This window comes from Microbacterium sp. MMO-113 (assembly GCF_037148555.1).
GTDB lineage: Bacteria > Actinomycetota > Actinomycetes > Actinomycetales > Microbacteriaceae > Microbacterium.
Map to the genome: position 1 here is coordinate 758,009 of NZ_JBBCTD010000002.1, position 10,650 is coordinate 768,658.

General features: G+C 71.2%; 12 protein-coding genes. 1 reads left to right on the forward strand and 11 read right to left on the reverse strand.

Annotated features, from left to right (window positions below; translation table 11 throughout):
* Position 1: 1 nt before the first annotated feature.
* The 11 genes from WFJ36_RS10475 to WFJ36_RS10525 are packed head-to-tail and all read right to left on the reverse strand — an operon-like array spanning position 2 to position 8,971.
* Positions 2-2,065, reverse strand: a complete 2,064-nt coding sequence (locus WFJ36_RS10475; protein ID WP_071327511.1) for a flagellar biosynthesis protein FlhA — start codon at positions 2,063-2,065, stop codon at positions 2-4.
* Positions 2,062-3,153 carry an EscU/YscU/HrcU family type III secretion system export apparatus switch protein gene (locus WFJ36_RS10480; RefSeq protein ID WP_071327510.1) on the reverse strand — a complete coding sequence of 364 codons (1,092 nt, stop codon included), beginning with the start codon at positions 3,151-3,153 and terminating at the stop codon, positions 2,062-2,064. Before WFJ36_RS10480 ends, WFJ36_RS10475 begins: the two co-directional genes overlap by 4 nt.
* Positions 3,150-3,911: a flagellar biosynthetic protein FliR gene (locus WFJ36_RS10485; RefSeq protein ID WP_071327509.1), complete on the reverse strand. Its 762-nt coding sequence runs from the start codon at positions 3,909-3,911 to the stop codon at positions 3,150-3,152. The genes WFJ36_RS10480 and WFJ36_RS10485 overlap by 4 nt, the downstream gene beginning before the upstream one ends.
* Positions 3,912-3,915: 4 nt before the next feature.
* On the reverse strand, positions 3,916-4,188 hold the full coding sequence (gene fliQ / locus WFJ36_RS10490; protein ID WP_025104366.1) for a flagellar biosynthesis protein FliQ: 273 nt from the start codon (positions 4,186-4,188) through the stop codon (positions 3,916-3,918).
* Positions 4,185-4,994 (reverse strand): flagellar type III secretion system pore protein FliP, encoded by an 810-nt coding sequence (gene fliP / locus WFJ36_RS10495; protein ID WP_071327508.1) that lies wholly within the window; start codon positions 4,992-4,994, stop codon positions 4,185-4,187. Before fliP ends, fliQ begins: the two co-directional genes overlap by 4 nt.
* On the reverse strand, positions 4,991-5,476 hold the full coding sequence (locus WFJ36_RS10500) for a FliO/MopB family protein (RefSeq protein ID WP_313391150.1): 486 nt from the start codon (positions 5,474-5,476) through the stop codon (positions 4,991-4,993). The genes fliP and WFJ36_RS10500 overlap by 4 nt, the downstream gene beginning before the upstream one ends.
* Positions 5,473-6,132 (reverse strand): flagellar motor switch protein FliN, encoded by a 660-nt coding sequence (gene fliN / locus WFJ36_RS10505; protein WP_071327506.1) that lies wholly within the window; start codon positions 6,130-6,132, stop codon positions 5,473-5,475. The genes WFJ36_RS10500 and fliN overlap by 4 nt, the downstream gene beginning before the upstream one ends.
* Positions 6,129-7,049: a flagellar motor switch protein FliM gene (locus tag WFJ36_RS10510; protein WP_071327505.1), complete on the reverse strand. Its 921-nt coding sequence runs from the start codon at positions 7,047-7,049 to the stop codon at positions 6,129-6,131. The genes fliN and WFJ36_RS10510 overlap by 4 nt, the downstream gene beginning before the upstream one ends.
* Before the next feature lie 49 nt (positions 7,050-7,098).
* Positions 7,099-7,908, reverse strand: a complete 810-nt coding sequence (locus tag WFJ36_RS10515) for an OmpA/MotB family protein (protein WP_071327504.1) — start codon at positions 7,906-7,908, stop codon at positions 7,099-7,101.
* On the reverse strand, positions 7,905-8,717 hold the full coding sequence (locus WFJ36_RS10520; protein ID WP_071327503.1) for a motility protein A: 813 nt from the start codon (positions 8,715-8,717) through the stop codon (positions 7,905-7,907). The genes WFJ36_RS10515 and WFJ36_RS10520 overlap by 4 nt, the downstream gene beginning before the upstream one ends.
* Positions 8,717-8,971 carry a flagellar FlbD family protein gene (locus WFJ36_RS10525; RefSeq protein WP_071327502.1) on the reverse strand — a complete coding sequence of 85 codons (255 nt, stop codon included), beginning with the start codon at positions 8,969-8,971 and terminating at the stop codon, positions 8,717-8,719. The genes WFJ36_RS10520 and WFJ36_RS10525 overlap by 1 nt, the downstream gene beginning before the upstream one ends.
* Before the next feature lie 218 nt (positions 8,972-9,189).
* Between WFJ36_RS10525 and WFJ36_RS10530 the strand changes: the two genes are divergently transcribed.
* Positions 9,190-10,563 (forward strand): M23 family metallopeptidase, encoded by a 1,374-nt coding sequence (locus tag WFJ36_RS10530; RefSeq protein ID WP_336643251.1) that lies wholly within the window; start codon positions 9,190-9,192, stop codon positions 10,561-10,563.
* The last annotated feature ends 87 nt before the right edge of the window (positions 10,564-10,650 follow it).

Sequence of the window (10,650 nt, forward strand, 5' to 3'; positions counted from 1 at the left end):
TTCAGCCTACTGGTGCGGAGGGGGCGGCCCCCAGCGACGCGGTGGAGGAGTCGCGGACCACGCCGATCGTCTCGATCGTCAGCGATGCGGACGTCGCCTCGGTGTAGGACAGGACGGGGAGGCCGTCGGTCTGCGCCGACACGAGCCGCCGCACGGCCGGACGCAGCGACGGGGCGCATACGAGCACCGGTTCACCGCCATCCGTCTGCGTGGCCACGGCCTGCTTCACCGACGCGATCACCGCTTCCATCCGCGGCGGGTCGAAGACGATCTGCGAGCCCTCGTCGCCGGGACGGAGGCTCTCCAGCATGGCCTGCTCCAGCAGCGGCGCGATCATGACGACGCGGAGCGTGCCGTCCTCCGCGAAGCGGGAGGCGATGGCCGGCCCCAGTGCGGCGCGGGCGGCCTCGATCAGTCCCTCCGGGTCGGTCGAGACCTTGGCACGCAGCGCGAGCGCCTCGTAGATGCGGCTGAGGTCGTTGATCGGCACACGTTCGGCGAGCAGCCCCTGCAGCACCCGCTGGACCTCCGCGAGCGACAGCAGCGCGGGCGTGAGCTCCTCGACCGCCGACGGCGAGACCTGCTTGAGCGCGTCGGTGAGCTGGCGCACGTCCTCCCGGGTGAGCAGCCGGGCGGCGTGCGTCTGGATCACGCTCGACAGGTGCGTGATGATGACGCTCGCCCTGTCGATCACCGTGGCCCCGGCGAACTCCGCGCTGTGTCGCATCTCCATCGGGATCCACTTGCCCTCGAGGCCGAACACCGGGTCCAGGGCGGCGGTCCCCGGCAGGCTGTCCAGACCCTGTCCGAGTGCCAGCACCGATCCGGTCGGCGCGGTGCCCCGCCCGGTCTCGACGCCGGCGATGCGGATGACGTAGGTGGCCTGGGGGAGTTCGATGCTGTCCCTGGTGCGCACGGGCGGCGTGACCAGGCCGAGGTCGAGCGCGATGCGGCGCCGCAGCGCCTTCACCCTGGCGAGGAGGTCGTCGGGGCCGCCGGTCACCAGATCCACGATGTCCGGCGCGAGGAGGATCTCCAGGGGGTGCACCCGCATGCGCTCGATGAGCTCTTCCGGCTGGTCTGCGGGCACCGGAGCGGGGGCCAGCGCGGCCTCCGCCTCCTCCCGCTTGCGCGTCGCGGTGATGCGCTGGGCGATCAGGAGAAGCAGGGCGCCGATCGCCAGGAACGGGAGCATCGGCATGTGCGGGATGAGCGACATCACGATGGCTGCGGATCCGGCGATGATGAGGGCGTTGCGCGACTGGCCGAGCTGCGTCGACGCCGCCGTGCCCATCTCGGCCTCGGCGGTCGAGCGGGTGACGATCATGCCGGTCGAGACCGCCATGAGCAGGGCGGGGATCTGGGTGACCAGGCCGTCGCCGATCGTGAGCAGGCTGTACGTGCTGACGGCCTGGTCGATCGACATGCCGTGCTGGACGAGGCCGATCGCGATGCCGCCCACGAGGTTGATGATGATGATCACGAGTCCGGCGATCGCGTCGCCCTTGACGAACTTGGAGGCGCCGTCCATCGCGCCGTAGAAGTCGGACTCGGCGGCCACCTCCGCCCGACGCTCCCTGGCCTCGGTGTCGCTGATGAGACCGGCGTTGAGATCGGCGTCGATGGCCATCTGCTTGCCCGGCATCGCGTCGAGCGTGAACCGGGCGCCGACCTCGGCCACGCGCTCTGCACCCTTGGTGACCACCACGAACTGGATGACGACGAGGATGAGGAAGACCACGGCGCCGATGATGAGCGAGCCGCCCACCGCGATCGCCCCGAACGCCTCGATCACCTGTCCCGCGTACGCCTCGCCGAGGACGAGGCGGGTGGAGGCGACGTTGAGCCCCAGCCGGAACAGCGTCGCCACGAGCAGCAGCGAGGGGAACACCGAGAAGTCGAGCGGCTTCTTCACGAACATCGACGTGAGCAGGATCACCAGCGCGAACATGATGTTGAGGATGATCAGCACGTCGAGCAGGAACGGCGGCACCGGGACGACGAGCAGCATGATGATGCCGACGACGCCGATCGGCACCCCGAGCGTGGTGAGAAGCTTCTTCATACGGTCCTCCGGTAGGGGAGCGAGTGGATGCCGCGGGCGGCGCCTCGGCGCCGGAGCGCGTCGACGAACACGAGGACCCGTGCCACGGCGTTGTAGAGGTCTTCGGGGATCTCCTGACCCAGCTCGCAGGCGGCGTGCAGAGCGCGGGCGAGGGTGATGTCGCGGACCAGCGGGACGCCCGACTCGAGCGCCTTCTCGCGGATCCGCTCGGCGATGACGCCGCTGCCCTTCGCGACGACCCGCGGGGCGGACGTGCCGGGGTCGTACTCCAGGGCGATGGCGATGTGCGTGGGGTTGACGACGACGACGTCGGAACCGGCGACCGCGGCGATCATGCGGTTGCGGCTCACGGCGAGCTGGCGCGACCGGCGCTGCTGGCGGATGAGCGGGTCGCCCTCGGAGTTCTTGTTCTCGTCGCGCACCTCGCGCTTGGTCATGCGCGTGTGCTTGCGGTTGCGGCGCATGACGACGAACAGGTCGATCGCGGCGAGCACCAGACCCACGGCGATGGCGGTCTGCAGCAGTGCCGCGGTGCCGTCCGCCGCGGTGCCGAGCAGCCGGGAGACCGAATGGGCGCCGCTCGCCGTGAGCACGGGCATGAGCCCGGAGATGACGACCCACAGGGCGAGGGCGATGGCGGCCGTCTTCAGCAGCGCCTTCGCCCCCTCCCACAGCGCCTGCAGGCCGAACACGCGCCGCACTCCGGAGACGAGGTTGAACTGCTCGTAGCGCCCTGACAGCTTCCGCAGGTGCACGCCGCCCTGCACCACCGCGCCGAACAGCGTCACGATCGCGACCGCCGCCAGCAGCGCTCCCAGCGTGGGCAGCACCGAGGCGAGGGCCCGCCCCAGGGCGGCGAGGGCGGCTTCCGGAGAAGGCGCCTGCATGAGTCCGGCGAGGGTCACCAGCTGCTCGGTGCCGGCGGCCGTGCCCGCGGCGATGGCGGCCGGCATCATGACGGCGGCGGCGCCGATGCCGAGCCATGCCGTGAGGTCCTGACTGCGGGCGATCCGCCCCTTCTGCCTGGCCTCGCGGAGGTGCTTCTCGGTGGCCTTCTCGCTGCGCTCGCCGCTGTCCGATCCGCTCACGGCGTCACCCCCTGCATCAGGCGGAACGCCTGGGTGGCGAGGGCGTCGACGATGCCGGGGAACGCGACGTACACGGCGCCCGCGAGCAGGAGGGTGAGGAGGATCTTGACGGGGAAGCCCATCGCGAAGGCGTTGAGCGCCGGCGCCACGCGCGTGATGAGCCCGAGCCCGACGTCGGCGAGGAAGAGCACGAGGACGAGAGGGCCCGCGATCTGCACGGCCGCCAGCACCATCTGGGACACCCCGTCCACGAGCAGCTCCGTCGGTCCCGCCACGCGGAAGATGCCGTCGACCGGCACCGCGTCGAAGCTGCGGGCGAGCCCGGCGAGGATGAGCTGATAGCCGCCGGAGGCGAACAGCAGCGTCAGCGCGGTGAGGTGGAACAGCCGGGTGAACTGCGCGCCGTTGACCATCGCCGCCGGATCGAAGGCCTGGGCGAGCTGGAAGCCGCCGAACACGTCGATCAGGCTGCCCGCGGCCTGCACCGCGGAGAAGCACAGCAGCACGAGGAACCCGAGCAGGGCGCCCGTGAGGAGCTGGATCACGAGCGCGCCGAGGAACGGCCCGGTGTCCAGGCTCTCGTACCCGGGCGCGACGGCAGCCCCCACCGCGAGCGACAGTCCGATCGAGAGCATCGCCTTCACGCGCACCGGGATCGCGCCGTACGAGAACGGCGGGGCGATCATGATGAACGCCGTGATCCGCACAGCGGCAAGCAGGGTGGCCTCCAGCCACGCGAAGTCGATCGGGATGAACACGGGCTCATCCGCTCAGCAGCGACGGGATGCGGGCGAACATCTCGTTCGTGAAGGCGATGATCTCGGCGATCATCCAGTTCCCCGCGATGAGCAGGGCGATGCCCACCGCGACGATCTTCGGCACGAACGACAGCGTCACCTCCTGCACCTGGGTGATGGACTGCAGCAGCGAGATCGCGAAGCCCACCACGAGGGCCGTGATCAGCATCGGGGCGGCGAGCTTGGCGGCGATCAGCAGACCCTGGGCGCCGATGTCGAGGACGGCTTCGGGACTCATCCCACACCTCCGTAGCTCTCCAGGAGCGCCTTGATGATGAGCCCCCACCCGTCGACGAGGATGAACAGCAGGATCTTGAACGGCAGCGAGATCATGACCGGCGGGAGCATCATCATGCCCATCGACATCAGCGCCGCCGCCACGACGAGGTCGATCACGAGGAACGGCACGAAGATCACGAAGCCGATGATGAAGGCCGCCCGCAGCTCCGAGATCATGAACGCCGGGATGAGCGTGTACATCGGCACGCTCGCGGCGTCCTCCGGGTTGTCCTGCCCGGCCATCCGGGTCATCAGCGCGAGGTCTTCCTCGCGCGTGTAGTGCAGCATCCACTCCCGCAGGGGGGCCTGCCCGACGTCCACGGCCTGCGTGAACGTGAGCGCGCCGTCGATGTACGGCTGCACGGCCAGTGTGTTGATCTCGGTCAGGACCGGCCACATGATGAACAGCGACAGGAACAGCGACAGGCCCGCGAGCACCTGGTTCGGCGGGATCGTCGGGAGCGACAGCGCGTTCCTCGTCATGGCGAGCACGACGAAGATCTTCGTGAACGACGTCATCATCAGCAGCAGCGCAGGGGCCACCGACAGGAGCGTGATCCCCAGCAGGGTGAGGATCGAGCCGGAGGGGCCGCCGTCGATGCCGTTGATGTCGATCGTCACACCCTCGCCGTCGTCCGGGGTGACCTCCGCGTGCGCGGCGGTGCCGGTGAGGGCGATCAGGACGACGGCGAGGAGGATCGCGACCGCGACGAGGACGAGCAGCCGCGAGGCGCGACCGCGATCGACGGCACGGGTCGCGGTCATCGTGCGCGCCGCAGGGCCTCGGCGGTCTGCCGCCAGGTGTCGGGGGAGAGGATGGAGCCGCGGAGCGGGTCGTTGCGGTGCCGCACGCGGCGACGGAGCTCCGGTGCCGGGCTGACCGCCGGGGGCGCGCTCGTGAGTGCGGCGGCGGCGAGGATGCGGTCGAACTCGGCGTCGTCGGCCGTGCGGGTGGCCGGCGGGCGTGCCTCCTCGGACGCGGAGGGCTCCGGCCGCAGGGGCAGCCGGTCGACGACGCTCACACCGTGCTCGGTGACCCCGAGCACGTAACGGGCATCGTCGGTCTGCACGACCACGAGCTGCGCTTTCGGGCCGATGCCCTGCCGCCCGAGCACCGTGATCGCCTCGGCGTCGCGGCGCCGCGCCTGGGTCTTCGAGACCCGGCGCTGCAGGAACCAGAGCAGCCCGAGGACGGCGGCGAGCGACAGCCCGACCCGCAGCGCGAGCAGGAGGTCGTCCAGGGTCAGGCCTCGACGTTCTCGAGGATGCGGGTGATCCGCACCGCGTAGTCCTGGTCGACGACGACGACCTCGCCATGCGCGATCGTGCGGCCGTTGAGCTTGACGTCGGCGGGGGCGCCCGCGGAGCGATCGAGCTCCACGATGCGACCGGGCTCGAGGTCGAGCACGTCGCGGACCGCCATGCGGGTGCGGCCGATCTCGACCGTGAGCTCCATCTCGACACCCGCGATGCGGTGCAGGCGGCCGTCGGCTCCGGTCGGACGCGCCGGTCGATGCGTGATCCGGACCGCGAGCCGGCCGATGGTGCGCTCGGTGTGGTCGACGAGGTCGAAGAGCTGGGTCTGCGGGTCGGCGAACACGGCCGAGGCGTCGCCGACCGCGGCCTCGCCGAGCAGCCCGGGACCGAGGGCGGTCGCGGCGGCCTCGAGCGCATCCAGCAGCCGGTCGGTGAGCGGACGGTCCCTGAGACCGTCGACGAGGACATCGGCATCGAGGAGCTGCACGGCGAGCTGGGCGCTCGCCTCGCCCACGAACTGCGCGACGACCGCCTCGCCGGTGTCGCCGGACACCTGGGAGGCGCGGGCGGTGACCGGTGCGGCGGTGGGCAGTCGCGCCGCGAACGCGGCGGCGACGGCGGACTCGTAGGCGGTGGTGCTGATCACGCGGACTCCTGAGCGGGGGCGGTTTCGGGGACGGTGGCGGTCACGACGCAGGCGAGGCGGGCGCCGGCGCTCCCGACGGCCGCAGTCGCGACGGTCTGGTCGCCGACGGTGAGGAGCATCGGGCGGTCGGCGGCGTGCGGCAGGGGCAGCAGATCCCCGACGGCGAGATCGAGCACCTCGCGGGGGAGCACGCTCCGCGGCGCCAGCCGGAGGGCGATCTCGACCGGAGTCGACTCCACCTGGCGGCGCACGAGGCCAGGGGTCTCGGACCGGTCGGCGTCGGAGGCCCGCACCGCGAACCCGGCGAGCACCGAGGCGGGCAGCATGATGCTCGCCGGCACCGTCCGACCGCCGTGGCGCATCGACAGCCGGGCCACGATCACCGGCTCCCCGGCGGCGGCGACCTGCGCGAACTGGGAGCTGTACTGGATGCCGGCGACGGCGACGCCGGCAGGCAGCAGGCCGTCGAGGCTGCTGGTGAGGTGATCGATCGCGTCTCCGATCAACGACCGGATCAGGGCCTGCTCGATCGGCGTGAACGTGCGGTCCTCGGCGGTGGTGGTGACCCTGCCGCCGACCATCTGCACGATCCAGGACGTCGCGGTCGGGATCGGAACCTGCACGATCAGACGCTCGTCGGAGTCCGGCAGCGCGCACACGATCATGGTCGTCGTCGTCGGCAGCGACTGTGCATACTCACCGTACGTGAGCATGCCGACGTGCTCGACGGCGATGGTCGCGCGCACGTGGATCTTGCCGCTGAGCTGGGCCGACCACTGACGCGCGAACGTCTCGAACGCGAGTTCCAGGGTGCGGGCGTGCTCGCGCGACAGCGTCGCCGCGCGTCCGAAGTCGTAGACCTCGACGTCGGCGGTCGCCGTCTCCGCGCGCACTCGCGAGCGCACGCCGTCATCCATCACCACGAACCCGACTATCGGGCGGTGATCGGCGTGCGTTAGTGGCGGGTCAGGGGGAGGTCTGCGCGGCACCCGCAGCCGGGATCAGCGCTCGCACCTCCTCGCTGGCGTCGGAGAGGATGACGATGTCCACGCGGCGGTTCTCCGCGAGTTGCTCGGGGGTGCTTCCGGCGGCCACCGGACGGGTGTCGCCGAAGCCGACGGACTTGAGGTGGGCCGGCGGCAGTCCGGCTGCCTCCACGAGGTAGCGCAGCACCTGGGTGGAGCGTCCGGCGGAAAGCTCCCAGTTGGTGGGGAACGGCGCGACCGACCCGCGGGCGTCGGCGTGCCCCTCCACGGAGATCTCGTTCGGGGCGGAGATGAGGACGGACCCCAGGGCGTCGAGCACCTGCGTCGCGGCCGGGCTGAGATCGGTGCTGTTGGTGGTGAAGAACGTCTCCGCGCTCACGAGCCCGATCGTCAGCCCGCGCTCGTCGATGGTGAACGTGACGTCGGTCTCCAATCCGCGCTCGGCGAGAACCTGGCGCAGCCGCTCGCGCAGCGCGGACAGCTCGTCGAACTCGCGCTGCGCCGCCTCCAGACCCGTGTCCGCGAAGTCCTCGCCCTCGTCGTCGATGAGCTCCGGAGGCACGACCACGCCGCTGGTCACGTCGACGTCGTCCGAGGGCTCCTGCCCGAAACCCGTCGCGAGCGAGGCGCTGAGGGCCTCGAACTTCTCCTGGTCCACGGTCGACATCGCGAACAGCACGATGAACATGCACATGAGCACCGTCACCATGTCGAGGTACGACGCCATCCAGCGCTCGTCCGGTCCGCTGTGCTCGGACTCCTGGACACGGCGTCGGGTGCGCACGCTCATGAGAAGAGGTCCTCGTGCGCCTCCGTCTCCGCGGGCTGCTCGCGCCGGCGGGAGCGGCCGGGGGAGCGGTCGGAGACGAGCGCGCTCAGACGTTCGCGGACGTGGGCGGGGGCGGCGCCGGCCTGGACGGCGAGCATGCCCTCCATCAGTACCGTCATGCGCTCCAGCTCCAGCTCACCGAGGCGCTGCAGGCGGCCGCCGATCGGGAGCCAGATGAAGTTCGCCGACAGCAGGCCCCACAGTGTCGCGACGAAGGCCGCGGCGATCATGGGTCCGAGGGTGTCCGGCTTGTCGAGCTTCTCCAGCACATGGGTGAGGCTGACCACGGTGCCGATGATGCCGACGGTGGGGGCGAATCCGCCGAGGGTCATGTAGAAGCGTGAGGCGGTGCGGTTCCGGGCGGCGGTCGAGGTGAGCTCGTCCTCGAGGAGCACCCGCAGATCCTCCGCGTCGGTGCCGTCGGCGATGCTCTGCAGGGCCTGCCGCAGGAACGGATCCTTCTCCTCGTCCAGGCCCTGCTCCAGCGCGAGCAGACCCTCGGAGCGTGCTTTCTCCGCATAGCCGACCACGGTGTCGATCGTGCTCTGGGCGGTGCGCCGCTCACCGCGGAAAGCGCGCGGGAGCGACTTCACGGCGTGCAGCGCGTCGCGCAGCGTGCCGCTGGCGAGGCCGACCGCGATCGTGGCGCCGAAGACGAGCACCATGGGCGCGGGCAGCAGGAGCGACCCGACCGTCGCGCCCTCCAGGTTGATCATGGCGATCAGGGCGCCGAACGCGAGGACGAGCCCGAGGATGAGGGACGGATCCATCAGGAATCCCCTCCTGCGACGGGAGCGCCGGGTCGGACGTCCTCGGTGCCAGCGGCGACCAGCGCCGCCGCGGTCGCGAGGACGCCGGCGCGGAAGCGGGTGATGCGGGCGATCACGTCGTCCATCGTCTCCGTGACGACGAAGGTCGCGCCGTCGACCATCATGATCGTCGTGTCCGGCGTGGCCTGGACACGTTCGATCAGGTCGGGGTTCACCGCGAACCGGGAACGGTTCAGGCGCGTGAGGACGATCATGGGCTCCATCCTGGAAAAAGCTCGCCCCGCCCGAGAGCGGGGAACCGACGGCCCGTCCTGGGCTGTCGGAGAGGACTGTCGGCCGGGCGCTGCGCCGCGTTAGCGCGGGGTCGGGACCGGAGGGGATCTTTCTCACGGCGGGCGCGTCGTCGCCGATAGGGACCAGGGGCGGGGGACGATGAGCAGCGGGCGAAGGGAGCCTTGTGCGGGATCGGAACGTGGACAAGGCCGCGGCGACGGCGGCCGAGGAGTGCGGCTGCGCGCCGACCGCAGCCGAGCGCGGCGCGCTGTGGAACCAGCCGGTCAGCCGGCGCCATGCCTTCGGGATCGGCGCGCTGGGAGTGGTCGCGCTTGCCGCCTTCGGCGTCGGCTCGGGCGTCACCGCCGCGCACGCCGCGTCTTACCCGAGCTGGGACGACGTCCAGCGGGCGAAGAGCAACGAAGCGGCCAAGGCCGGCGAGGTCACCCGTATCCAGGGGCTGATCCAGTCGCTCGAGCGCAAGGTCGCCGAGACGCAGGCGGCCGCGCAGGTCGCGTCGGATGAGTTCTACGAGGCGCAGCAGGCGTACTTCGCGGCGATCACGGAGGCGGAGACGCTGCAGGCTCAGGCCGATGAGCAGGCGGCGCTCGCCGACGAGACCGCGAAGAAGGCCGGTCAGGTCGCCGCCCAGCTCTACCGCAGTGGCGGCGACGACACCGCCCTGGAGCTGTTCTTCGCGGGATCGGGCGCCAACGCCGATGAGCTGCTGTCGCGCCTCGGCACGATGAACAAGTTCCTCGAGTACAACCAGACGACCTACGACAACGCCGTCTCGGCGCGCGACACCGCCCAGGCGCTGACGGCTCAGGCCGACGTCGCCCGGGACGAGCGCGACCGCCTGCAGCAGGTCGCCGAGCAGAAGATGGTCGCGGCGCAGCAGGCGGCGGACGCCGCGCAGGCGGCGCTCGACGAGCAGGCGGCGAACCTCGAGACCCTCAAGGCCCAGCTCGCGGCGCTCAAGGACACCACGACCAAGACGGTCGCGGGGTACCAGGCGGGTGTCGAGGCGCGACGGCGGGAAGAGGAAGCCCGGCGCAAGCGCGAGGCAGCGGCGGCGGCCGCGGCTGCTGCCGCCGCCGGCCGGGGGACCAGCGGCGGTGGTGGTGGCGGCGGTGGCGGCGGCTCGGCCGGCAGCGGCGGCTGGGTACGTCCGCACGGCGGCGCACGCAGTTCGAGCTACGGGCCGCGCACCCCCATCTGCGGTCCTCAGGGATGCTCGTCGAGCTTCCACTACGGTGCGGATCTCGCCAACGGCTGTGGGGCCGCGATCTACGCCGCCAACTCCGGCACGGTCGACTACGCGGGACCGAACGGGAACTACGGCAACTACATCCGCATCCAGCACGGCGGCGGCATCAGCACCGGGTACGCGCACATCAAGCCGGGCGGCATCAACGTGCGCAGCGGCCAGTGGGTGCGCTCCGGTCAGGTCATCGCGTATGCCGGCGACACCGGCCGCTCGTTCGGCTGCCACCTGCACTTCGAGGTCTACATCAACGGCGGGTACACGAACCCCGTGCGTTTCATGGAGCAGCGCGGCATCTACGTCTGACCCTGCCGAGACCCCGCTTTGGCGGGGGGGGCCCCCCCCGAACCCCGGGGTAAGGGCGGGGCGCGGGGGGGAGCGGGGGGGGGGGGG

What these genes read in the sequence shown, in the direction of transcription:
- WFJ36_RS10475 (WP_071327511.1), bottom strand. Translation starts at nt 2,065, where the DNA reads ATGAAGAAGCTTCTCACCACGCTCGGGGTGCCGATCGGCGTCGTCGGC.
- fliQ (WP_025104366.1), bottom strand. Translation starts at nt 4,188, where the DNA reads ATGAGTCCCGAAGCCGTCCTCGACATCGGCGCCCAGGGTCTGCTGATC.
- fliP (WP_071327508.1), bottom strand. Translation starts at nt 4,994, where the DNA reads ATGACCGCGACCCGTGCCGTCGATCGCGGTCGCGCCTCGCGGCTGCTC.
- WFJ36_RS10510 (WP_071327505.1), bottom strand. Translation starts at nt 7,049, where the DNA reads ATGGATGACGGCGTGCGCTCGCGAGTGCGCGCGGAGACGGCGACCGCC.
- WFJ36_RS10515 (WP_071327504.1), bottom strand. Translation starts at nt 7,908, where the DNA reads ATGAGCGTGCGCACCCGACGCCGTGTCCAGGAGTCCGAGCACAGCGGA.
- WFJ36_RS10520 (WP_071327503.1), bottom strand. Translation starts at nt 8,717, where the DNA reads ATGGATCCGTCCCTCATCCTCGGGCTCGTCCTCGCGTTCGGCGCCCTG.
- WFJ36_RS10525 (WP_071327502.1), bottom strand. Translation starts at nt 8,971, where the DNA reads ATGATCGTCCTCACGCGCCTGAACCGTTCCCGGTTCGCGGTGAACCCC.